The 22,411-nt window shown below is 58.3% G+C and carries 26 protein-coding genes and 5 tRNA genes; 24 read left to right on the top strand and 7 right to left on the bottom strand.

The features are described from left to right. Positions 1-294: 294 nt before the first annotated feature. From VF684_RS19010 to VF684_RS19000, 3 genes are all read left to right on the top strand, one after another. On the top strand, positions 295-579 hold the full coding sequence (locus VF684_RS19010) for a pyrimidine/purine nucleoside phosphorylase (RefSeq protein WP_005336842.1): 285 nt from the start codon (positions 295-297) through the stop codon (positions 577-579). A 154-nt stretch (positions 580-733) separates the two neighbouring features. Then, positions 734-2,119 (top strand): L-serine ammonia-lyase, encoded by a 1,386-nt coding sequence (locus VF684_RS19005; protein ID WP_019445854.1) that lies wholly within the window; start codon positions 734-736, stop codon positions 2,117-2,119. A gap of 275 nt (positions 2,120-2,394) precedes the next feature. Further along, positions 2,395-3,765, top strand: coding sequence for an L-serine ammonia-lyase (locus VF684_RS19000; protein WP_005336844.1), 1,371 nt, complete (start codon positions 2,395-2,397; stop codon positions 3,763-3,765). A gap of 854 nt (positions 3,766-4,619) precedes the next feature. Here the strand turns inward: VF684_RS19000 and VF684_RS18995 are convergent. Continuing rightward, positions 4,620-4,898, bottom strand: a complete 279-nt coding sequence (locus VF684_RS18995; protein WP_236297749.1) for a YcgL domain-containing protein — start codon at positions 4,896-4,898, stop codon at positions 4,620-4,622. A 107-nt stretch (positions 4,899-5,005) separates the two neighbouring features. On the opposite strand from VF684_RS18995, the gene minC reads away from it, so the two are divergent. The 5 genes from minC to mtgA all read left to right on the top strand — a co-directional run bounded on the left by minC (position 5,006) and on the right by mtgA (position 8,125). Next, positions 5,006-5,725 carry a septum site-determining protein MinC gene (minC, locus tag VF684_RS18990; protein WP_058056865.1) on the top strand — a complete coding sequence of 240 codons (720 nt, stop codon included), beginning with the start codon at positions 5,006-5,008 and terminating at the stop codon, positions 5,723-5,725. Positions 5,726-5,743: 18 nt separating this feature from the next. Further along, positions 5,744-6,556, top strand: coding sequence for a septum site-determining protein MinD (minD, locus tag VF684_RS18985; RefSeq protein ID WP_005336847.1), 813 nt, complete (start codon positions 5,744-5,746; stop codon positions 6,554-6,556). Positions 6,557-6,558: 2 nt separating this feature from the next. Then, positions 6,559-6,825, top strand: coding sequence for a cell division topological specificity factor MinE (gene minE, locus VF684_RS18980; protein ID WP_005336848.1), 267 nt, complete (start codon positions 6,559-6,561; stop codon positions 6,823-6,825). Between the two features lie 197 nt (positions 6,826-7,022). Further along, a complete protein-coding gene (locus tag VF684_RS18975; RefSeq protein ID WP_005352317.1) occupies positions 7,023-7,349 on the top strand; it encodes an HI1450 family dsDNA-mimic protein in 327 nt (108 codons plus the stop codon). Next, the gene (mtgA, locus tag VF684_RS18970) at positions 7,334-8,125 is read left to right on the top strand and encodes a monofunctional biosynthetic peptidoglycan transglycosylase (protein WP_179903825.1); all 792 of its coding nucleotides are present in this window, start codon (positions 7,334-7,336) and stop codon (positions 8,123-8,125) included. The genes VF684_RS18975 and mtgA overlap by 16 nt, the downstream gene beginning before the upstream one ends. 3 nt (positions 8,126-8,128) lie before the next feature. On the opposite strand, the gene VF684_RS18965 is transcribed toward mtgA, so the two are convergent. After that, positions 8,129-8,257, bottom strand: a complete 129-nt coding sequence (locus VF684_RS18965; protein WP_019445852.1) for a hypothetical protein — start codon at positions 8,255-8,257, stop codon at positions 8,129-8,131. A gap of 147 nt (positions 8,258-8,404) precedes the next feature. On the opposite strand from VF684_RS18965, the gene VF684_RS18960 reads away from it, so the two are divergent. Then, the gene (locus tag VF684_RS18960; protein WP_005336851.1) at positions 8,405-8,728 is read left to right on the top strand and encodes an HI1450 family dsDNA-mimic protein; all 324 of its coding nucleotides are present in this window, start codon (positions 8,405-8,407) and stop codon (positions 8,726-8,728) included. Positions 8,729-8,783: 55 nt separating this feature from the next. Here the strand turns inward: VF684_RS18960 and VF684_RS18955 are convergent, their stop codons facing one another. Then, a complete protein-coding gene (locus tag VF684_RS18955) occupies positions 8,784-9,095 on the bottom strand; it encodes a DUF1289 domain-containing protein (RefSeq protein WP_005360950.1) in 312 nt (103 codons plus the stop codon). A 1-nt stretch (position 9,096) separates the two neighbouring features. Then, on the bottom strand, positions 9,097-9,957 hold the full coding sequence (locus VF684_RS18950; RefSeq protein WP_005336853.1) for a CvfB family protein: 861 nt from the start codon (positions 9,955-9,957) through the stop codon (positions 9,097-9,099). Positions 9,958-10,188: 231 nt separating this feature from the next. Here VF684_RS18950 and VF684_RS18945 point away from each other — a divergent pair, with 231 nt between their 5' ends. The 4 genes from VF684_RS18945 to VF684_RS18930 all read left to right on the top strand — a co-directional run bounded on the left by VF684_RS18945 (position 10,189) and on the right by VF684_RS18930 (position 12,572). Continuing rightward, positions 10,189-11,403, top strand: a complete 1,215-nt coding sequence (locus VF684_RS18945) for a UPF0149 family protein (protein WP_376898413.1) — start codon at positions 10,189-10,191, stop codon at positions 11,401-11,403. A gap of 170 nt (positions 11,404-11,573) precedes the next feature. Beyond that, positions 11,574-12,038 (top strand): MarR family winged helix-turn-helix transcriptional regulator, encoded by a 465-nt coding sequence (locus VF684_RS18940; protein WP_005336856.1) that lies wholly within the window; start codon positions 11,574-11,576, stop codon positions 12,036-12,038. Positions 12,039-12,040: 2 nt separating this feature from the next. Further along, on the top strand, positions 12,041-12,229 hold the full coding sequence (locus VF684_RS18935) for a DUF4250 domain-containing protein (protein ID WP_019445848.1): 189 nt from the start codon (positions 12,041-12,043) through the stop codon (positions 12,227-12,229). 163 nt (positions 12,230-12,392) lie between these two features. After that, positions 12,393-12,572, top strand: a complete 180-nt coding sequence (locus VF684_RS18930; RefSeq protein WP_075115065.1) for a hypothetical protein — start codon at positions 12,393-12,395, stop codon at positions 12,570-12,572. A 183-nt stretch (positions 12,573-12,755) separates the two neighbouring features. Here the strand turns inward: VF684_RS18930 and VF684_RS18925 are convergent, their stop codons facing one another. Then, positions 12,756-13,343 (bottom strand): FMN-dependent NADH-azoreductase, encoded by a 588-nt coding sequence (locus tag VF684_RS18925; protein ID WP_257124867.1) that lies wholly within the window; start codon positions 13,341-13,343, stop codon positions 12,756-12,758. A 274-nt stretch (positions 13,344-13,617) separates the two neighbouring features. Here VF684_RS18925 and VF684_RS18920 point away from each other — a divergent pair, with 274 nt between their 5' ends. From VF684_RS18920 to VF684_RS18905, 4 genes are all read left to right on the top strand, one after another. Further along, positions 13,618-14,460 carry a DMT family transporter gene (locus VF684_RS18920; RefSeq protein ID WP_376890600.1) on the top strand — a complete coding sequence of 281 codons (843 nt, stop codon included), beginning with the start codon at positions 13,618-13,620 and terminating at the stop codon, positions 14,458-14,460. Between the two features lie 85 nt (positions 14,461-14,545). Then, a complete protein-coding gene (purT, locus tag VF684_RS18915; RefSeq protein ID WP_376898415.1) occupies positions 14,546-15,724 on the top strand; it encodes a formate-dependent phosphoribosylglycinamide formyltransferase in 1,179 nt (392 codons plus the stop codon). A gap of 126 nt (positions 15,725-15,850) precedes the next feature. Continuing rightward, positions 15,851-16,510, top strand: a complete 660-nt coding sequence (gene hxpB / locus VF684_RS18910; protein WP_005360961.1) for a hexitol phosphatase HxpB — start codon at positions 15,851-15,853, stop codon at positions 16,508-16,510. 271 nt (positions 16,511-16,781) lie between these two features. Next, positions 16,782-16,985: a CPXCG motif-containing cysteine-rich protein gene (locus tag VF684_RS18905; RefSeq protein ID WP_005336871.1), complete on the top strand. Its 204-nt coding sequence runs from the start codon at positions 16,782-16,784 to the stop codon at positions 16,983-16,985. Between the two features lie 174 nt (positions 16,986-17,159). Here VF684_RS18905 and VF684_RS18900 read toward each other — a convergent pair whose 3' ends face one another. Beyond that, positions 17,160-17,777: a riboflavin synthase subunit alpha gene (locus VF684_RS18900; protein WP_139441581.1), complete on the bottom strand. Its 618-nt coding sequence runs from the start codon at positions 17,775-17,777 to the stop codon at positions 17,160-17,162. Between the two features lie 132 nt (positions 17,778-17,909). Between VF684_RS18900 and VF684_RS18895 the strand changes: the two genes are divergently transcribed. From VF684_RS18895 to VF684_RS18865, 7 genes are all read left to right on the top strand, one after another. After that, positions 17,910-18,116, top strand: coding sequence for a YaeP family protein (locus tag VF684_RS18895; RefSeq protein ID WP_005345813.1), 207 nt, complete (start codon positions 17,910-17,912; stop codon positions 18,114-18,116). A 148-nt stretch (positions 18,117-18,264) separates the two neighbouring features. Next, positions 18,265-19,644, top strand: coding sequence for an MATE family efflux transporter (locus tag VF684_RS18890; RefSeq protein WP_043820305.1), 1,380 nt, complete (start codon positions 18,265-18,267; stop codon positions 19,642-19,644). 159 nt (positions 19,645-19,803) lie between these two features. Beyond that, positions 19,804-19,880, top strand: a tRNA-Val gene (locus VF684_RS18885). 13 nt (positions 19,881-19,893) lie between these two features. Further along, positions 19,894-19,970: transfer RNA gene (locus VF684_RS18880), tRNA-Val, on the top strand. 18 nt (positions 19,971-19,988) lie between these two features. Further along, positions 19,989-20,065 (top strand) — tRNA-Val (locus tag VF684_RS18875). Between the two features lie 25 nt (positions 20,066-20,090). After that, positions 20,091-20,167, top strand: a tRNA-Val gene (locus VF684_RS18870). Positions 20,168-20,205: 38 nt separating this feature from the next. After that, positions 20,206-20,282 (top strand) — tRNA-Val (locus VF684_RS18865). Positions 20,283-20,452: 170 nt separating this feature from the next. Here the strand turns inward: VF684_RS18865 and VF684_RS18860 are convergent. Next, positions 20,453-22,288, bottom strand: a complete 1,836-nt coding sequence (locus VF684_RS18860) for a sigma 54-interacting transcriptional regulator (RefSeq protein WP_088868863.1) — start codon at positions 22,286-22,288, stop codon at positions 20,453-20,455. Positions 22,289-22,411 lie beyond the last annotated feature (123 nt).

Raw genomic sequence — 22,411 nt, 5'->3', positions numbered from 1 at the left:
TTTAATGAGTCCTTTAGTTAACACAATATGTTCCTTTATGTAGCAAAATTCACACTTTTCCCAGTGCAATTAACCAAACAGGGGAATGAGCGGCTGCCCATTCCCCTGTTTGCGCGTGTTATCTCACATTTAATTGCTGTTTTAAATCAGCAAATCATTAACCTTGGCTATTAATAAGTTTGCGAAAAAGTGAAGATTCAAAGCGGTCTCGGCGATTTTTACCTCATCCCCCATGACAACTGGCAAAAGATTGTGCTAGTTTGGCTGCACAAACGTACACACAGGGATGTAAAGATGCTGAAAGTTAACGAGTATTTCGACGGAAATGTAAAATCCATCGGTTTCGAACAAAAAGGCGAGAAATCAACCGTCGGGGTGATGAACGCCGGTGACTACCTGTTCAACACCGCCGCCCCCGAACGGATGACAGTGATCAAGGGCGCCCTCACCATCCAACTGGCTGATGAAGATGAGTGGCACACCTACAGCCAGGGTGAATCCTTCCTGGTGGCCGGTCACTCCTCCTTCAAACTGGAAGTGAAAACCCCCACCGCCTATCTGTGCGAATTTCTCGACTGATCAGGCTGGTTGAAGGGGAGCAGCCCCTTCAACCTTCTTGGGCAACCCCCAGCCCCATTATCTGTGTCCATGTCACAGCACCGCACATCCCCACTTCCTATCCACGGCAAAAATCCTAGAATAAACAGACATAAACCATCACCGGATTGATGTCATGATCAGCGTGTTTGACCTGTTTTCCATCGGAATTGGCCCCTCCTCTTCCCATACCGTCGGCCCCATGCGTGCCTCTTACGCCTTCGTCCAGCAGCTCAAGCTGCAAGGGCATCTGCCACAGGTTACGCGGGTCGAAGTGGAGTGTTACGGCTCGCTGGGCCAGACCGGCAAAGGGCACGGCACCGGCAAGGCGATCATTCTGGGGTTGTCGGGCTTTGAACCGGAATCGGTCGATATCGATGCGATTCCCGCCATTCTGGCTCGAGTGGAAAAGGAGCAGAACCTGCCGCTGGCAGGCGAGCAACCAAGCCATTTTCCCCGCACCGGTGCCATCATCTTCAACCGCCGCAAAACCTTGCCGGCCCACACCAACGGCATGACTCTGCGGGCCTTTGATAAAGAGGAAAACCTGCGCTTCAGCCAGACCTACTACTCCATCGGTGGCGGCTTCATCATTGAAGAGAGCCACTTTGCCACCGCCAAAGAAGAGGCCGCCAAGTCCGATGCCGAGCACCCTGTCCCCTACCCGTTCGACAGCGGCGCCCAACTGCTGGCCCACTGTCAGGAGAGCGGCCTCTCCATCTCGGGGCTTATCCTCGCCAATGAGCGGATATTTCGCAGCGATGAGCAGATAAAAGCGGGGCTGCGCAAGATCTGGCAGGCGATGCAGGGCTGCGTCGAGCGAGGCTGCAAAAGCGAAGGGGTGCTGCCGGGCGGCCTCAAGGTTCGGCGCCGCGCCCCGGGGCTGTTCCGCCAGCTAAGCTGCGAGACCAACTTCAACAAGGATCCGCTGATGGTGATGGAGTGGGTCGATCTCTTTGCGCTGGCGGTCAACGAGGAGAACGCCGCCGGTGGCCGGGTGGTCACCGCCCCCACCAATGGCGCTGCGGGCATCATCCCCGCCGTGCTGCACTACTACGATCGCTTCGTGCACAAGGTGGATGACGAGACGCTGATCCGCTACTTCCTCACCGCGGCTGCCATCGGCATCTTATATAAGAAGAACGCCTCCCTCTCCGGGGCCGAAGTGGGCTGTCAGGGGGAAGTGGGAGTCGCCTGCTCCATGGCTGCTGGCGCGCTGACCGAACTGCTGGGTGGCAGCCCGGCCATGGTGGAGAACGCCGCCGAAATAGGCATGGAGCACAATCTCGGCCTCACCTGCGATCCCATAGGCGGACTGGTGCAGGTGCCCTGCATCGAGCGCAACGCCATGGGGGCGGTCAAGGCGATCAATGCCGCCCGCCTCGCCCTGCGCGGCACCGGCGAGCACAAGGTGTCACTGGACAAGGTGATCAAGACCATGTGGGAGACCGGCAACGACATGAAGACCAAATACAAGGAGACGGCCCGTGGCGGCCTCGCCGTTAACATTACCGAATGTTAAAAAACGGCAAATGACTCCATTTGGTTCCGAAATGCCCGGCATCGCCGGGTATTTTTATGGGCAAACGCTTAACAAAATGGATAAGCACAAAAATAAATTTTATACTCGCGCCTCAGATTCAACAAAAATAGATCTATTTCAACTTTTTTTAGGTCTGGAGCCGTTACACTACGGTTATCTGGTTCTGTGACCTGCGCTGACAAGCGCGTTCCATGGATCTCCCAAATTTCTGTGAGTGGGCATGCCGCCCCCTTCTACCCTGAGGTAATAGTGACATGATCAGCGTTTTTGATATCTTCAAAATCGGTGTAGGCCCCTCTTCTTCCCACACTGTTGGCCCGATGAAAGCGGCCAAACAGTTTGTTGACGAGCTGCGCGCGGGCGGCAAGATCCGCGATGTAACCCGGATCAATGTCGATGTCTACGGCTCCCTCTCCTGGACTGGCAAGGGCCACCATACCGACACTGCCATCATCATGGGCCTGGCTGGCAACCTGCCGGAAAATGTCGATATCGATGCCATCCCCGAGTTTATCTCCCGTGTTGAACAGACCGAGCGCCTGCCGATCGGCCTGCACTGCCACACCGTCAGCTTCCCGCGTGACGCCATGGTATTCCACGACGAAGCCCTGCCGCTGCACGAAAACGGCATGAAGCTGACTGCCCTGATCGAAGATGAAGTGGTCTACAGCAAGACCTACTACTCCATCGGTGGTGGCTTCATCGTTGACGAAGAGAACTTCGGCAAGGCTGACAGCGGCGACATGTCTGTACGCTATCCGTTCAAGAGCGCCGCCGAGCTGGTTGCCCACTGCAGCCAGACCGGTCTCTCCATCTCTGCCCTGATGATGGAAAACGAGAAGTGCTTCAACACTCCGGAAGAGATCTACAAGAAGTTCGGCAAGATCTGGAACACCATGCGTGAAGGTATCGAGCGCGGCTGCCGTACCGAAGGTGTTCTCTCCGGCCCGCTGCGCGTACCCCGTCGTGCCGCGCCGCTCTACCGTCAGCTCAACACCAACGAGAACCTCTCGAGCGATCCGATGAACATCGTTGACTGGGTCAACATGTTCGCTCTGGCCGTGAGTGAAGAGAACGCTGCCGGTGGCCGCGTGGTCACTGCACCGACCAACGGCGCTGCCGGTATCATCCCGGCCGTACTGGCTTACTACGACAAGTTCATCCAGCCGGTTGGCCGCGACGAATACACCCGCTTCTATCTGGCTGCCGGTGCCGTCGGCATCCTCTACAAGATGAACGCCTCCATCTCCGGCGCCGAAGTGGGCTGCCAGGGGGAAGTGGGTGTCTCCTGCTCCATGGCCGCTGCCGGTCTGACCGAGCTGATGGGCGGTAGCCCGGAGCACGTCTGCGAAGCTGCCGAGATCGGCATGGAACACAACCTGGGTCTGACCTGTGATCCGGTTGCCGGTCAGGTACAGGTGCCTTGCATCGAGCGTAACGCCATCGCAGCCATGAAAGCGGTCAACGCCTCCCGTATGGCCCTGCGTCGTACCTCCAAGCCGCGCGTCTCGCTGGACAAGGTGATCGAGACCATGTACATCACCGGCAAGGACATGGACTCCAAGTACCGTGAAACCTCCCGTGGCGGTCTGGCCATCAAGGTGATGCAGGTTGCCTGCGAATAAATAAGGGTTACGACCCTCATCTGAACAAAGGCGGGATATCCCGCCTTTTTTATTGCCCGAATGGGATGCCAGGCACTTATACCGGCATACCGACCATTTCACTGTAGGGCGTCGCTGATATACCCTGCTACGCCACCGCAATGCGGATTGCCTTGTCTGCATACCTCTCTAATTACATACCTTGATTCACTCTTCTCAATGCATTGAGAGGGACATTACGCCCCTACATGAAACCTGTACCTGCTATCTTGCCCCGGTCACGATTTCACAACTAATCGATATCGAGATGCCCCCTCAGCTCAATATCCCCCCTTTGGTCATACCCTTGTTTGGCAAGACGCGGTTACCGCTCACCCTGCGGATTATCACGCCGCCACATTGATTGCCTCCTATGTGGCACTTTCGTGATCAGGGCAAACAATCAAGTACACAAACAGGAGGTTAGCTCATCATGTTGGCAACAGCGCATCGCGCAAACTGGTTTTAGCACCGTTATCACCGCCCTCTTTACGCGCCCTTTGATGAACTACTCATCACGCAGTGGAGGCCAAAAAAGCGCCTAAGGAAAAGGCTGAAAATAATCGATGAATGAGCCAATAGCCGTTGAAATGGAGGATATGAGTACGCGCCACTCTCTATTTTTGTGAGCGCCAGCAAAGGTTGAGGATATGGTGTTGGGAGCAGATTGACTTTCTATTTAAACAGCGAAAAGTGAATATCACCAAAGGGAGGGTTTAATTTGGCCAGATCCTGTCACGGGATTATCGCAGGCCACCTCTCGGGGGCCGGAATGCGTCATGCAGAGTCGCAAAGAATTAGCCCCGCTGGGCAGAACACACAACGGGGCTGGATATTCAGGATGGTTTTTTCAGGCTGGCCTTGTGCTGCTCCAGCAAATTCTCGGGGGGCGGTGGCACCTGCAGGTAGAACCCCTGGTTGGTCAGCGCGGCCATCACCTTGCCGACATCAGCCAGCCCCAAGGGCTTGGCCGGATCCAGCTTGGTCATCAGCACCAGCTCGGGACGCCCGAATGCGTTCAGCAGTGGCTCGGGAACGCGGGAGAAATCCTCTCTTTTTTCAACAAAAAGGTAGGTCTCGGCTTTTTTGCGACTTTTATAGACTGCACACAACATGGAAATTGATATAATCCGACGAGTTTATTGCCTCTGATGGGGGCAAACTATAACATCAGGAATTGAATAACAATAACGGATTAGCATCTCTGCCTCGGGGAAGATTCATGGTTGAGCGCGATAACGAATTGAAAGGGACCACCTTCACTATTTCTGTGTTGCATATCAGCGATGGCGAGCCTGAGCGGATCCGTCAGTTGTTGGCCGAAAAAGTGGCCCAGGCACCCTACTTTTTTAATTGCGCGCCGCTGGTGATCAATGTTTCCCGACTGGAACATATTCCCGATTTCGAACAGCTCAAGGAGCTGGTGGAGTCCGAAGAGTTTGTGCTGGTCGGCATCACAGGGGCACGCAGTGAAGAGATGAAGACAGCCGCCAAGGCGGTGGGACTGGCTGTAATGGCCTCGGGCAAGAGTCGCAAGAGCGAACCGGAACCCGAGCCTGCCCCCGCGCCAGCCGCTCCTGTGGTGGTTCCCGAGCCCGAACCAGCCCCCTTGATCCCGAGCAAGGTACATGTGGGACCGGTTCGTTCCGGCCAGCAGATTTATGCCGCCGGCACCTCGCTGGTGGTGCTGGGGTCCGTCAGTCCGGGAGCCGAAGTGCTCGCCGACGACAGCATTCATATTTATGGCACCCTGCGTGGCAGAGCCATTGCCGGTGCCCGGGGCAACACCCAGGCTCGGATCTATTGCCAGCAATTACAGGCCGAGCTGCTCTCCATCGCGGGCACATTCCAGCTGAGCGATGCATTGCCAGCAGGCCTGATCCAGCAACCGGTACACGTCCGGCTGGACAACGAACAACTCCGAATAGACCGTATCAAATAGAGTTACAAGGAAGCGAGAATGGCGCGAATCATAGTCGTTACATCGGGTAAAGGTGGCGTTGGCAAGACCACAACCAGTGCGGCCCTGAGCACCGGCTTAGCCCAGCGTGGTCACAAGACAGTGGTCATTGACTTTGACATCGGTCTGAGAAACCTGGATCTCATCATGGGCTGCGAGCGGCGCGTGGTGTATGACTTCGTCAACGTCATCAATGGGGAAGCAAACCTCAATCAGGCGCTGATCAAGGACAAACGCTCGGAAAATCTGTTTATCCTGCCCGCCTCCCAGACCCGGGACAAAGATGCCCTCACCCGTGAGGGGGTCGAGAAGATCCTGGATCAACTGGCGGAGATGAAGTTCGATTACATCGTCTGCGACTCCCCGGCAGGGATCGAGGCGGGCGCGCTGATGGCGCTCTATTTTGCCGACGAGGCGATCGTCACCACCAACCCGGAAGTCTCTTCCGTGCGTGACTCCGACCGCATCCTTGGCATCCTGGCCTCCAAGTCCCGTCGCGCCGAGCGTGGCGAAGACCCCATCAAGGAGCACCTGCTGCTGACCCGCTACTGCCCGACCCGCGTCAACCGCGGCGACATGCTGAGCGTGCAGGATGTGCAGGAGATCCTGGCCATCCCGTTGCTCGGGGTGATCCCGGAGTCCCAGGCGGTGCTGCGCGCCTCCAACTCCGGCGAACCGGTTATTCTGGACAAGGAGTCCGATGCCGGTCAGGCCTACGAAGATGCGGTGTCCCGCCTGCTGGGCGATGCCAAGGAATTTCGTTTTCTGGAAGAAGAGAAGAAGGGCTTCTTTAGCCGACTGTTCGGGAGTTAAACATGTCATTATTGGATTATTTTCGTTCCAACAAGAAACAGAACACCGCACAACTGGCCAAAGAGCGGTTGCAGATCATTGTTGCTCACGAGCGTTCATCCAGAGGGGGGCCGGATTACCTGCCCCAGCTCAAGCAGGACATCCTCGATGTGATCCGCAAATACGTCAACATTGATCCGGAGAAGATAACCGTCCAACTGGATCAGAAGAGTGATGAGCTGTCGGTACTGGAGCTCAACATCACCTTCGCCGATGACAAGAAGGGATGAGCTGACGCCCTATGCGTGACCCCTTCCCCCAATGAAGACCGGATCCTGTCACTGGATCCGGTTTTTTATTGGCACAAAAACAGGTCACAGCGGTTCGCCTCATCTCGCCAAGGGGCCTGCCGACCGCTAGAATAGCGCCGCCCCGCAGGCAGTGATCTGCGCTGGCACCTTTTTCTCTTTTCTGGAACAGACCGCTTATGTCTATGAATGACGAAATGCACAGCGTCGAGGAACTGCTCGATACCGCCCTCGAACTCTTTATGGAGCTGGCCTCTGACAACCTGCCGGAGCAGGAGATCGCCCGCTTCAATCAGGAGTTCAACGATCGCGGCCTGCTGGCCGAAACCGACCCGGCCGATGACTGGGAAGCGGACGTGGGTTTTGCCGTGAGCGATACCGACTATGCCGAGATCTGGGTAGGCCTTGGCAATGAAGAACAAGAGTATGAGCACCTGTTTGCCCGCATGCTGCTCTCCCGCCGTGTTGACGAGAAGTTCTGCCACATCGAATGGCTGCCCCAATAATTCCGGATCCCGATGATCCCAGCCACTATCAGTGGGAGTCTGACCCTGACTCTGTGGCCCCTGAGCGTCCATCTGCATCGCTTGGGCGCCGGGTGTTGAGGTGGGCAGGCAAGATCGCGCTGGCCGGGCTGCTCTGCTCGGTCGGCTCGGTCGCCTTGCTGCGTTTTATCGATCCGCCGATGTGGAGCTGGCGTATCGAGCGGGCCCTCTTTCCGCCCGCCAAGATCACCCAGGTACGCCATGAATGGGTAGATCTGGAGTCCATCTCCAAAGAGCTGCAACTGGCGGTGATCGCCGCCGAGGATCAGCGCTTTGCCGATCACAACGGCTTTGACATGGATGCCATCAACGCCGCACTCAAGCACAACCAGCACAGCGAACGGGTGCGCGGTGCCAGCACCCTCAGCCAGCAGACCGCCAAGAACCTCTTTATGTGGAGTGATCGCAGCTTCCTGCGCAAGGGGCTGGAGGCCTGGTTTACCCTGCTGATGGAGCTGGGTTGGGACAAGGCCCGCATTCTCGAGGTCTATCTCAATATCGTGGAGTTCGGCCCCGGCATCTATGGCGCCGAAGCCGCGGCCCGTACCTACTTTGGCAAACCGGCCAGCCGCTTGACCCGCTACGAGTCATCCCTGCTGGCCGCTGCCCTGCCCAATCCGTGGCGCTATCGGGTCAAGCCCCCTTCACCCTATGTGCAGAAGCGCTCGGTCTGGATCCGCCGCCAGATGGGGCAACTGGGCCAAATCACCCTCAATCGGGTGCATCAGGCCGACTGATCCTCAGGGCTCATCGGGTTTCTCCGGTGGGCCCAGATGACCGCCCACCGTCTCGCGGTGGAGTGGCAGATAGTGCCACCACCAGGCCTCGCGCCGTCGCTTGATCTGTTGCCGCCGTCCCCGCTGCTTCATCCCCTTACTCCCTGCCAGATGATCCGCGCCTTAACCATACTCCCCCAACGGCAACTTGGACAGGCCAGCCACGCCCGGCGCACTGGTCTGGCCGCCACAGCCAATAATTGTTACAGTAGCGAACCTCGATGTATCTGGAGTGATTTCATGGAACAGCGTACCCCGGATCAGCTGGTCGAATGGGCCTATGATCAGTTTCTTGAGCAGGCCGCCGATATGCTGGCCCCCGAACAAATAGTCGACATCACCCTGGAGTTTGAGCAGCGTGGCGCCGTGGAGGCGACGCTGCCCAATGCCGACTGGTCGACCGAGCTGGGTGAGCCGGTCGATATGGAGCGCTGGGTCGAAGTGTGGGTCGGTTTGCTGGATCATCAGGATGAGTTTGAGGTGATCTTCGCCACCTTCCTGCTGCCCCGTCTGCTGACCGAAGATCAAGTGCATGTGCGCTGGCATCGCCAGCAGCAGGCATAAAAAAGGCGCCATCGGCGCCTTTCTTGTTTCTGTGCACTCTTATTGCTGTTCTCTGCTAATCCTGCGCCGCGATGGCCTTGGCCAGACAGCGGCGGCACCAGCAAGCGCTGGCCTCCTGCATCGGCAGTACCGGTAACTGGCTGCACCAGCACTGGGCGATGGTCTGACCGGCAGAGACGGCGCAATAGGCCGGTTCGCCACAACCCGGACAGCGGTGGGTGCTTTTCGAGCCATTCAGCTCGGCCATCACCGCCAGCTGGGCCTTGCTATCCATCGCCGACCAGTGGCCGATCTCGGTCAGGGTGCGGCCACAACCAAGGCAAAGCCCATCTTTCGCCTTGCAGAGGCCAACACAGGGGCTCGGCATCTTATTCGCTATCCACTGCCGAGTCGGTCTCTGTGGCCACCAGAGTGATGGCGTTATCTTCGATGACAATCTTGCCCTGCTTGTAGAGGCCGCCGATCGCCTTCTTGAAGGTGCCCTTGCTCATGCTGAACAGCTTGTAGATGAGCTCGGGTTCGCTCTTGTCACCCACCGCCAGACTGCCGCCCTGCTTTTTCATCCGGCTCAGAATGCGCTCACCAGCGTCATCAACCCGCGCCAGACCCGGCTTTTGCAGGGTCAGATCCAGCTTGCCATCTTCGCGAACCTGCTTGACCCAGGCGGTTTGCGGCCGACCGGTCATCACTCGGCCAAACACTTCGTTCTTGAACAGCATGCCGGGATACTGACCGTTGACGATCACCTTGATGCCAAGGGGCGAGTGCTCACCCGGCAGCGCGGTCACTTCGTCACCAACCTTGAAGTTGCTGCCGGCCGGGGTCAGGAAACGCTCGATGCGGCTGGTGCCGACCATGCGCCCTTCGTTATCCAGTTGCAGACGTACCAGATAAACGTGGCCCACCTGCATCGGCTTGTTCTGCTCGCGGCTGGGCACAAACAGATCCTTTTTCATGCCCCAGTCGAGGAAAGCACCAATCTTGTTGGCATTGACCACTTTCAGACCGGCAAATTCGTCCACCATGGCAAATGGCTTGTCGGTGGTGATCACCGGCTCGCAATCGGCATCCAGATAGAGGAAGACCTGCACGCTATCCCCCTCTTTCACCCCTTCCGGCAGTTGACGCTTGGGCAGCAGCAGTTCACCGTACTCATCGGCCGCAAGCCAGGCGCCACGGTCTTCGAGTTCAACAACGGTGAGGGTGTTCATCTTGCCAATCTGTATCATGGTGCTCTCTTTTTTCATTACCCGGATGGGCCAACTGAACATGGCCCCTATGGGCGCGCATGTTACCTCAAGAGCAGTGATCCGGCCTAGTCCCCAAGCCACCACTGGCCGCTCTTTCGCCCTTATCTTATCCGCCAATGGTGATTAAATCGCCAAACAGGCGGCCATTTGCTGCAAATAACCCCACTTTTAGGTAGACTTCGCGGCTGTTCAAATCCAGAGGAACTGTCGATGAACCCATCCACTCGTACCCGCCATCTTAATCAATGGATCCAGAGCCACAGCGATCAGGACATGACCTACCCGGCCCTGCACGGTTTTCTCTGTGCTCGTCTGGTGGGGCCGGAAAGTCCTGACTGGCAACGCCCGCTGGCTGGTCTGCTGGAACAGGATGCCGAGTTGGATGAAAAAAGCGCAGAAGCCCTCAACCACCTGATCGCCGAGCTGGAATCCCAAGCCGACGACGCCCAGCTGGCCCTGCCGAGCCAGTGCCGCCTGCCCAGCGATAACCCCGAGCAGGTGTTCGAACAGAGCCACCCCCTCGGTCAATGGTGTTATGGCTTCAGCATGGGTTTTGCCACCTGGCCCAAGCCGAAGGATTTGAACGACCCGACCACCCAGTACCGCTTCAGTCTGGCCGCCGAGCTGAGCCTGTTTCGCGACAAGCAGATGGCCCAGATGCTCTATAGCGCAGCCGCCAGCGAACTCCCCTTTGTCGAGTTCTGCAAACGACAGCGCCAGAATATGAAAACCGCCCTCAACCAGTTGCTCAACCTCGACCAGTATCAGGCCGCCCCCAGCGCTGATGTGGCCCTCAATGGCGAACAGGCCCAACAGTGGCAGACCTGGTTCGAGCTGGCCGACAGCTGCCGCGATCATCAGGCCCGTCTCGGCTGGTTCAAGAAGATCATCGCTGATGCCACTCCGCTCTTTGATGAAGCCTTCTGGCAGCAAATCGCCGGTCACGGCTGGAGTGCCCCCGAGCTGCGCCCCCTGCTGGCCGCCAGAGCCGGCCGCGCCGACTGCCTGTTGCGCCTTGGCAAGCTGGGTGAGGCCAAAGCGGAGTATCTGGCGCTGCTGACAATCTGCATGGCCGATGAGCTGGGTTGCCGCTACAACCTCTCCACCCTCTATGCACTGCAAGGGGATTGGCAGGCGTTGGCCGCCCTGCTGGTGCGCTTCGATGAAGCCTCCAGCTGGTTGCTCTATAACAAGGCACTGATGGTCTTTGCTACCGAGGGTGCCGAGGCAGCCAAGCCCCATCTGCTGGTCGCCATCGAGGCCAATCCGCACATTCCGGCCTGCCTGCTGGGTCAGCGCAAGCTGCCCAAACAGGAGCCACAAAGCTGGCAAGCGGGCAGCCGCGACGAGGCCGCGCTCTACGCCATCCACACTCGCGAGGCCTGGCTCAAGCAGAGCGCCCTCATCTGGTTGCGTAAAGGCTGAACAGCGTTGGCTTAAAATCCCGTCGGTCAGACCCGGTTTTTCCTTGAGGGCGTGCGCCACCGCACATTTCATCGCAACCGGGTCAGACAAATCAGCTTGAGTTTCGTATCATCAATGTCAAAGTATCAAAAGAAACTGCATCTGATGCAGCCGTCACAGCAGGGTGTAATATGTCAAAAATCATAGCGTTACTCGCTCACTACCCGCCCTATCAGTTGGTACATGCCGCCGAGATGCTACGGGATACCTTCGAACAGTTTTATGAACAGCGTTACCAGCTGACCGTGCCGCAATGGCGCCTGATGATGGTGCTCGGCCCCAACTACCCCATCAGCCAGAAAGAGCTGGTCGAGGCGAGCGGCATGGACAAGGTGCGCATCTCCCGTGAGATCCGCCGTCTGGTCGAAAAAGGGATCATCTTTACCGAGAGCAGCGAGCAGGACAAACGCATCAGCCTGGTCTCCCTCACCAATGCCGGGCTCGCCCTCTTCCTGCAGCTCAAGAGTGAAGCGGGCAGCTGGCAACATACCCTGACCGACTATCTGCCTAGCGAATCCCGCGAGGCGATCCGCCAGCATCTGCACAGTGTCAGCGCCGCCATCGAGCAGCTGCAATCACTGGATCGGGAGAAATAATCATGGATTTGAAAAAGTTCGCCACCATGGATATCAACATGCTGCTGAGCGTCGTCAATATGCAGCTGCGTGATCGCTATGACGATCTGGATGATCTCTGCAAAGCGCAGGAGATCGATCAGGCGGCACTGGAAGCGCGGCTCGCCAGCGGCGATTTTCACTACCAGCCAGCGCAGAAACAGTTCAGATAAAGAGAGCTAGCGGGATCGGGATCACAGCGCCAGTGATGGCGCTGGCTCTGCGGTAAAAACCTGATATGGTCTGAAGAGCCCCAACAGGGTGATGCACGGATACATCACCCTGTCACAAGAGGGCATTAAAATCGTTTCAGGTGAGCAAACCAAGGATGACCCCATGATATTGATGACCCGACAGAGCCTGTTGATCACGCTCTGTACCCTGTTGATGATCAGCCTCTTCACGCCCCACATGCCGCAAAGTACCGAACAGTGGCTGACCACCCTCTTGCTTGGCCTGCTGGTCGCGGTGGCATTGCTGCTGGTGCGTGGTTGTCGCCGCTTTATGATGGAGTAGTGACTCCGCCGGAACGTCTATACCGACCGCTTGCCACGATACTCTCTGTAGCAGCAACGTCTGTCGCAATCATATCTAACCAAAAAACAAACGCAGCCTGATGGCTGCGTTCTTGTATCTCGCGGGGCAACCCCTTGAAGAGATAACCCCTGACGGGATAGATAGCCCTTATAGAGAGAGCCCTTAGATAGCCAGAGCCTCAAGCTGCGCTTTGGCCGCTTCCATCCCCTTGCTCTGGGCATCCGGACCCATCCCCATCCCTTCGGCGTAGATGAAATCCACCTCTTTGATACCGATGAAACCGAGCACGGTACGCATGTAGGGGGTCACCAGATCGGTGGCGCTGCCGACGTGCATGCCGCCGCGGGGGCTGATCACCAGCGCACGGGTATTTTCAACCATACCCACCGGACCGGTCTCGGTGTAGCGGAAGGTGACGCCAGCGCGAGCCACCAGATCGATCCAGTTTTTCAGCTGGGTCGGGATGTTGAAGTTGTACATGGGGGCCGCAATCACCACCAGATCGCTCGCTTTGAGTTCGGCGATCAGCTCGTCGGACTGGGCGATCACCGCCAACTGACGCTCGCTCAGGTTATCACCACCGCGCAGGCCGGAGGCGAGCTCGCCATCCAGCACCGGCAGGTTGAGTGCTGCCAGATCACGCACGGTGACGACATCATCCTGATGGTCAGCCAGGAAGCCGTCGATCAGGGCGTTGGATTGGGAATATTGACCCAGGATGCTGGATTTGAGTACGAGGATATTGGCCATGGTGAAACTCCATTTGGTTGTCGGTTGAACAGCGTTGCTGTCGATGGAGGTCACTCTAAACATTGTGCTTATTTGCTGATAGCGAAAATAGATGCTCAACTTATTCAAATTTTTTGATGAAAGGCCACTTCCTCGCCAGCCAACCCTGCGGCCGCGCTTCAACCCTTGGCAGAACAAACGATTGCCGTTATGATCCGCCGCACTTTTTTCCAGCGACCCGGATCCCATGATACCCTCGCGCAGGCACTCTCCTTTGGCCGGTGCAGTCTGGATGATGGTGGCTGGACTCTGCTTCGCCGCCGTCAACAGCCTGAGCCAGTATGTTAGCTTCAAACTCGGCCTTGCCTCTACTCAGGTCGCCTTTCATCAATACCTGATCGCCCTGATCTGCCTGCTGCCCTGGCTGGTTCGTCACGGCCTGCGCCAATCCCTGATGACCAATCAGTTCCGGTTGCATCTGTTGCGGGTATTGCTGGCGGTGATCGGCATCCAGCTCTGGCTCTGGGCACTGGCGTACCCCGTCCCCATCTGGCAGGGGATCGCCCTGCTGATGACCTCGCCGCTGTTTGCCACCCTGGGCTCCGCCCTGCTGCTCAAGGAGCAGGTGAGCCGCACCCGCATTCTGGCCACCCTGGCGGGCTTTGCCGGCGCCATGCTGATCCTCGCCCCCTGGACTGACGAATTCAACTGGGCCTCCCTGCTGCCGGTGGCGGCGGCGCTGTTCTGGGCAGGTTACTCCCTGATGGTGCGCTATCAGGCAGCCAACGAATCATCCCACACCATAGTGGTGTATCTGCTTATTTTCAGTACCCCGTTCAACGCCATGCTGGCGCTGCCAGAGTGGCAGTGGCCCACCGAGCCACAATGGCTGCTGCTGGCGGCAGCGGGCATTCTGTCGGCACTCGCGCACATGTCCATCGCTCGCGCCTACAGCGTGGCGGAGGCCTCCTTCGTGCAGCCTTTCGATTTTGCCAAGCTGCCGATGAACGTGCTGGCAGGCTGGCTGGTATTTGGCTGGGCGCCCCCCGGCCGTCTGTGGCTTGGCGCCGCCATCATCATTGGCGCCATTACCTTGCTGACCCATCTGGAGCAGCGCGCTCACAAACCCTTTTCCTGAGGTACGCCATGCGTGCCTCTTTTTTTGTCCGCTATTCGTGCGATAGCGATCATCAACAATGACCATCGACATCAGGAGAGATCGTATGTTTGGAACCGCAACCCGCCCCGGCGCCACCCGTGCCCTGCTGCTGGGCTCCGGCGAACTTGGCAAGGAGGTCGCCATCGAGTTGCAACGCTTCGGGATCGAAGTGATCGCCGCCGACCGCTATGCCAACGCCCCCGCCATGCAGGTGGCTCACGCAGCCCACGTGCTGGATATGCTCGATGGCAACGCCCTGCGTACCTTGGTCGCCGAGATCAAACCCGACCTCATCATCCCCGAGATCGAGGCCATCGCCACCGATACGCTGGCAGCCCTTGAGCAGGAGGGGGTCAAGGTAGTGCCCAACGCCCGCGCTACCCAGCTCACCATGAACCGGGAAGGGATCCGCCGTCTCGCCGCCGAGACCCTGGGCCTGCCCACCTCTCCCTACCGCTTTGCCCAGAGCAAGGAGGAGTTTGTCGCCGCCGTCGAGACCATCGGCCTGCCCTGCGTGGTGAAGCCGGTGATGAGCTCATCCGGCAAGGGACAGAGCGTGCTGCGCGATCTCGCCAAGCTGGATGAGAGCTGGACCTACGCCCAGGAGGGTGGCCGCGCCGGTCGTGGCAAGGTGATCGTCGAGGGCTTCGTTCCCTTCGAGTACGAGATCACCCTGCTCACGGTACGCGCCGTCGATGGCATTCACTTCTGCGAGCCGATCGGCCACCGTCAGGAAGATGGCGACTACCGCGAATCCTGGCAGCCGCAGGTGATGAGCGAGCTGGCGCTGGCCCGCTCCAAAGAGGTAGCGGCCAAGGTGGTCGAGGCCCTCGGTGGTTACGGCCTGTTCGGAGTCGAGCTCTTTATAAAAGGCGATGAAGTGTGGTTCAGCGAAGTCTCGCCGCGCCCCCACGATACCGGCATGGTGACCCTGATCTCTCAGGATCTCTCCGAGTTCGCCCTGCACGTGCGCGCCATTCTGGGGCTGCCGGTCGGCACCATCACCCAGTACGGGCCGAGCGCCTCTGCCGTGGTACTGCGCGAAGGGTACAGCCAGGATATCCACTATCAGGGGATTGGTGAGGCGTTGGCGCTGGTGCCGGGTGCCCAACTGCGGCTGTTTGGCAAACCGGAGATCGCCGGTCGCCGCCGTCTTGGCGTGGCACTGGCCCGCGCAGAGGATTGCCAGGATGCGGTGGAAAAAGCCAAAGCCGTGGCCGCCAAGGTCGAGGTGCTGTTCTAAGGGCTTTTTTGCCACAGCAAAACAAACGTTTGCCGATGTGATCGGGCGCAAGGGGCATGGCAATGCCCCTTTTGCATTTCCCCGTCAGGCTTATAATCCCCTCTTCAAATTTGTCAGGAGTACAAGATGTTAGCTGCCGTGATCTTCGATATGGATGGTGTTCTGATCGACTCGGAACCCTTTTGGCAACGGGCCCAAATCGCCGTTTTCTCCGAACTGGGTCACCCCCACACCGTCGAGGATTGTGAGTCGACCATCGGCGTGCGCATCGATCAGCTGGTTGCCCACTGGTATCGCCTGCGCCCGTGGAGCGGCCCGACTCAGGAAGAGGTAGTGCAGCGCATTCTGGATCGGGTCAACGCCCTGATCCTCTCCGAAGGTCAGGCCAAAGCCGGTGTGCTGGAGGCGCTCGACCTTATCGAAGCCCGCGGCCTGAAAGTGGGTCTGGCCACCTCCTCCCCCTTTGCGATGGTAGAAGCGGTGCTCGGCAAACTCGGCATTCGCGATCGCTTTATGGCGGTGCACTCCGCAGAGGTGGAGCGTTTCGGCAAACCGCACCCGGATGTCTATATCCACGCCGCCGAGAAACTGGGGGTAGAGCCGGTTCATTGTCTGGCCATCGAAGACAGCTTTACCGGCCTGCTGGCGGCCAAGGCGGCCTCCATGACCGCGCTGATCGTGCCGGATCCCGCTTTAGTGGGTGACCCACGCTTGGCCATCGCCAACTACCAGCTCGGCTCGCTGGCCGAGCTCAATGCCGACATGTTGGCCAGCTGGGTCAAGTAACGCCTATCGGCGCCTTGCTGCGCTCGCGTTCTCATATCCGCAGGGGGCTCCTGCCCCCTGTGATTGCCAAACAACCGTTGGCAATTCCCCTCTTTTCACCCGTCATTCACAACCAGATTGTTCCTCTCGCACACGACCTGTCCAACCGGTTGCACCTTGCCATCCCTCAGGCTTGATCTCTGTCATAAACGTGCGTTTGCTCGCGGTTAACCCCCTGCAGCCCGACTAGAATCAGGGTAGATAGGCGGCCTCAGGGCCCGAGGAGGTTATCATGATCGAGTACACCAGCAAGCGCATCGTCTGCCCTCACTGTGGCCACCATACCCGGGTCGAGCTGGATGCCAGCCAGGGTGATCAGGAGTTTTACGAAGATTGCATGGCCTGTTGCAATCCGATCCACCTGCGTCTCCACCGCGACGAAGCCCGCGACTGTTTGCAGTTGTTTGTGGATGCGGATGACGAGCAACTATTTTGATTGCGAGTCACAAAAGGCCGAGCAGCTGTTTGGCCTGCAAGTCGCAAAGAGTTGAGCAGATGTTGTGACTGCGAGTCATAGAAAGTTGAGTGGATATTTTCACCACATGAATAACAAGGGCCTGCACACTGCAGGCTCTTGCTTATAAGGCGATTGAAACCGAGCCGTTTCCTTTCAGTGACCCCCGCGCGCCGCCAGTACCCGCTCCACCGTATCGACGATGGCCTGGGTCTGAGGATCGATCTCGATATTGGTCTGCCAGCCAGCCTTGACCCAACCCAGGTTGGTGCGGGCCAGGGTCTCAGGGATCAGGTGAACGCAAAACTCCCGCTCGCGCACCTCACCGATGGTCAGGCTGATGCCATCGATGCCGATATACCCCTTGGTCAGCACATATTTCATCAACTCGGGAGCGAGGCGATACCACACCTGACGGTTGTTGGGTGTATCGATCACCGAGGTGACCTCTGCCATACCGATGATGTGGCCAGACATGGCGTGACCGCCGATCTCGTCGCCAAAGCGGGCGGCCCGCTCCACATTGACCTTGTCCCCCACCTGCAACAGACCGAGGTTGGTGAGACGCAGGGTCTCCTGCATCAGATCGAAGCTGACCAGATCCCCTGCAATCCGGGTCACGGTGAGACAGCAGCCGTTGTGAGCCACCGAGGCACCCAGGGCCAATCCCTCGCCCCACTCCCGGCTGGGCATGCGGATCACATGGGTACGGAAGTTGGGTTGCTCTTCGATGGCCACCAGTTCGGCGGTCCCCTGCACTATGCCAGTGAACATCTCTCGTCTCCTGCTACTGCAAAAAGGGCAGGTTAACCTCGGGCAGAGGGTGAGACAAGGGTACAGGCTGACAAGCTTGCGCCCGATCGCTATAGTGACGCCGTTCACATCCGGGTAAACAAGGAAAAAGAAATGCAGGTATATCAATGTTGTGAAGCGATCCGTATCGCCTATAACCAGATTGGCTCCGGCGAGCAGGGCTATGTGCCAAACGCCATCGCCGCCACTATCCGCGCCCTCAATGCGGTCGCCGCCGATGAACGGGTGCCCGCCGAACTGCGCGAGCAGGCTGCCTATGCCGCTGCCAACCTGCTGATCAGCGATCACGAAGACGCCTGATCCCGCTGCCGGGGTGGCAACTATTTCGTCCTGGCTGAATTTCAGGCTAGAATGCCTCCCCCACCCTTTGCACTTTCGTCCGAAAGTGCAAAGGCTCTTCCCGATTTCCGCTCTTTTTTACTCTTATCTGATCCACTCGGAGGTGTCAGTGCAACGTTATTGGTCCGAGGCGAAGCAGCTCGTCCGTCTAGCCAGCCCCATTCTGGTCGCCCAGGTGGCCCAGGTCGCCATGAACTTCGTCGATACCGTGATGGCGGGACAGGTGAGTGCGGTCGATCTGGCTGCCGTGTCGGTGGCGTCCAGCTTCTGGCTACCGGTGATCCTGCTGGTGCAGGGGATCATCATGGCGCTCACCCCCATCGTCTCCCAGCTCAATGGTGCCCGTAAACGGGATCAAATCCGCCCGGCCGTCCATCAGGGCTTCTGGCTGGCGCTCATCGTCACCCCGCTGGCGATGATTGCGCTCTATTACAGCCCGCTGGCGTTGCAGTTCATGGATGTGGAACCGGTGATGGCTGCCAAGACCACTGGCTATCTGCATGCCATCCTGTGGGGCCTGCCCGCTTTCGTGCTGTTCCAGGTGCTGCGCAACTTCAGTGAGGGGCTCTCCCACACCATGCCCACCATGGTGATCGGCTTTGTCGGGCTGGCGGTCAATATTCCCGCCAACTACATCTTCATTCACGGCCACTTCGGCATGCCGAAACTGGGCGGGGTGGGCTGTGGCGTCGCTACCGCCATCGTGCTGTGGGCCATGCTGCTGGCGATGATCCTCTATGTGAAGCTCTCCCGTCACTTCACCGAGATCCGGCTTTTCTCCCAGCTGGCTCGCCCCAACGGCAGCCGGATCTGGCGACTGTTTCGCTTGGGCTTCCCCATCGCCATGGCGATCTTCTGCGAAGTGACCCTGTTTACCGTGGTAGCCCTGATGCTGGCCCCCTTCGGCGCTGAAACGGTGGCGAGCCACCAGATTGCACTCAACTTCTCCAGCCTGGTCTTTATGCTACCCCTCTCCATCGGGGTGGGTGTCACCATCCGGGTCGGCCACAGCATCGGTGAAGGGCAACCCCATCACGCCCGGGTGGCTGCTCGCACCGGCTTGATGCTGGGGATGGCCATTGCCGCTGCCACTGCCGCCATGACGGTGCTGCTGCGCGAGCAGATCGCCTCCATCTATACCGATGATCAGCAGGTGATCGTCCTGGCGGCCATTTTGCTGTTCTTCGCCGCAATCTATCAGATCTCCGACTCGGTGCAGGTGGTCGCGGCCGCCGCACTGCGCGGTTACAAGGATACCCAGGCGATCTTCTACGTCACCATCGTCGCCTACTGGGGGCTGGGGCTGCCCACCGGCATGATCCTGGGTCTGACCGACTGGCTGGTGCCTCGGATGGGGCCGCAGGGTTTCTGGATCGGCTTTATCGTCGGCCTCACCAGCGCGGCCCTGATGCTGGGGGCGAGATTGCGCTATATCTACGGCCGTTTTGCCACTCCGGAAGCCTGCACGACCCTGTCACGATCTCAGTAACAGGGCTTGGCAAGCGACAACTCGCCTGCAAAATCAACAGGCTGCGCAAGAACTGGGCAAACAGTCTCCTTTGTGCATATGGCCTGTTGACAGCCTTGGGGGGCATGGGTAGTATGCCGACCACGTCAGCAGCGCTGGCGTAGTGAAGTAAGAGAAAGTGGGTTTATAGCTCAGTTGGTTAGAGCACTACCTTGACATGGTAGGGGTCGTTGGTTCGAATCCAATTAAACCCACCACTTTTTCTGTGATGCGTCCTTAGCTCAGCTGGTTAGAGCACCACCTTGACATGGTGGGGGTCGGTGGTTCGAATCCACTAGGACGCACCATTACAGAACACTGATTATGCGTCCTTAGCTCAGCTGGTTAGAGCATCACCTTGACATGGTGGGGGTCGGTGGTTCGAATCCACTAGGACGCACCATTCAGTTTGAAAGAAATGCAGATGTGGGTTTATAGCTCAGTTGGTTAGAGCACTACCTTGACATGGTAGGGGTCGTTGGTTCGAATCCAATTAAACCCACCACTTCTGAATAAAGAAATAAAAGTCGCATTGCGCACCCTGCGTCCTTAGCTCAGCTGGTTAGAGCATCACCTTGACATGGTGGGGGTCGGTGGTTCGAATCCACTAGGACGCACCAGATTAAAAAAGCCCGCTCATCGAGCGGGCTTTTTGCATTCTGCCATGCAGCCACTCCCCTGCCCCGCCAATCCGTTCAGCACAATTCGGCAATGACGCAGAGCCTTGTTCCCATAAAAAAACCCGTGCCATCCGATGAATGACACGGGCCGGATAAACGCCGCCAGCGCCTCAGCTCTGCACGGCAATCTCGTACTTCTTTATCTTGCGATAGAGGGTGGCAATCCCAATCCCCAGCGCCTGTGCGGCCAGTTTCTTGTTGCCAAGCCGCTGCAGGGTCTCTTCTATCATCTGTTTCTCCATGCTCTCAAGGCCGCTCTCACCCGGAACGGGTTCAGGCAGCTTCTCCGGCGTGGCGGCGAGCGGAGCGGTGGCAGGTACATTGAACGCCGCATCCAGATTGGTCACCGGGATCGACTGGGCCGCCACGCGATGGGGCTCCTGATTGCGGATGATGTTGGGGGGCAGCAGGCTGGCGTCAATCACCTCGCCCGCCTGGCTGACGTTGACCAGATATTCGATGAGGTTGCTGAGCTCACGGACGTTGCCCGGCCAGCGATACCCCTTGAGCAGCGCCATCACCTCGGGTGCCAGACCGGGATAGACAATGCCAATGCGGCTGGTGTGCAGGTTGAGGAAGTAGTGGGTCAGCAGCTCCACGTCCCCTTCCCGCTCCCGCAGCGGCGGCAGGTTGAGAGGGATGACGTTGATGCGGTAGTAGAGATCTTCACGAAACTTCCCCTCGGCGATGTATTGATCGAGATGCTGGTGAGTGGCGGCGATGATGCGAATATCCACCGGCACCGGTCGGCTGGCCCCGATGGGGGTCACCTCCCGCAGCTCCAGCACCCGCAGCAGCTTGGCCTGCATGGTAAGCGGCATGTCGCCAATCTCGTCGAGGAACAGGGTGCCCTGATGGGCCGCCTGGATCAGGCCCTGTTTGCCACCGCTGGAGGCACCGGTAAAGGAGCCCTTCACATAGCCAAACAGCTCGCTCTCCAGCAGTTGTTCGGGAATGGCGGCACAGTTGATGGCGATAAAGGGCTTGTCCTGCCGCGGACTCAGGCGATGGACAGCGCGTGCCACCACCTCTTTACCGGTGCCGCTCTCGCCACAAATCAGCACGCTGGAGGGACTCTGGGCGATGCGGTGCAGCAGCCGTTTGAGGGTGCGCATCGGCTTGCTCTCGCCGATCAGCTGATCGATCCGCACATCCGGATCCGGCTCCTGAACCTGACCAGAGTGGGACTGGTGAAACGCCATCAGAAAGAGCTGCTGGCCCTGCACATGGTGCAATTGACCGATGATCAGCTCCTGACGCCCCTCAAAGGTGATGATGTGCTGAAGATGACCACTCAGCCCCTGTTGGGAGAAGGTGAGCGGGCGGATCCCCACTTCGCGCCCCTGCAGCTGTTCCTGCTGGCAACCCAGATGATGGAGCGCCGCCTCGTTGGCGTAGAGCAGTTGACTCTTGTCATCGAGCAGCAGGCAGCCCTGATCCATGTTGGTCATCAGATTGAGGAACACCTTGTTGACCCCGTCCGACAGCCCGCGCGAATCGAGCAACTTGGCCACAAAGATGGTGGAGATGTGGCGCACATAGTCGCACACATCCTGCAGATTGTTGTTGAGGCGCGCCTGCTGCTCGTCGCTGAAAGCCACCAAACTGATCACGCCGATGCAGCGCTCGTCCACCATGATGGGCACCCCGAGGAAGGCGCGCTCACGGCAGCTCTCCTTGCAGGTACAACCGTCACACACCGGATCATCGCTGGTGTGGGTAACTATCTTCTCCCGCTGATTATCAATCACATAGCGCAGCAGACGGGAATCCCCCTCCAGCTGACGTCCGAAGAACTTGCCATAGGGCCCGGTGCCAGCTACCCGAACCATATCGGCATCCACAATCTCGACCTCAAGCTGCAGCACACTGGCCAGCATCTTGGCAAAGCGCAAGATGGTCGGCTGGATCTGCATCAACAGACACTGGTTGCTCACGGATCTCATCCATCATTCCTTTTTGTTCTTGTTATCCTCCCCCTAAAGGGAGTCATGCTGGCCAGATACTAAGGGATATCAGGGGGAACTACTTCGGGGGGGATCACGAAAAGGGAAAATGATCCGTATCCT

The sequence above is a fragment of the Aeromonas sp. Lyrl_2 genome, from assembly GCF_051948815.1.
In the GTDB taxonomy this organism is placed as follows: domain Bacteria; phylum Pseudomonadota; class Gammaproteobacteria; order Enterobacterales; family Aeromonadaceae; genus Aeromonas; species Aeromonas veronii.
The sequence above is the reverse complement of the archived record's forward strand: the minus strand, read 5'-3'. Positions and strand labels throughout refer to the sequence as shown.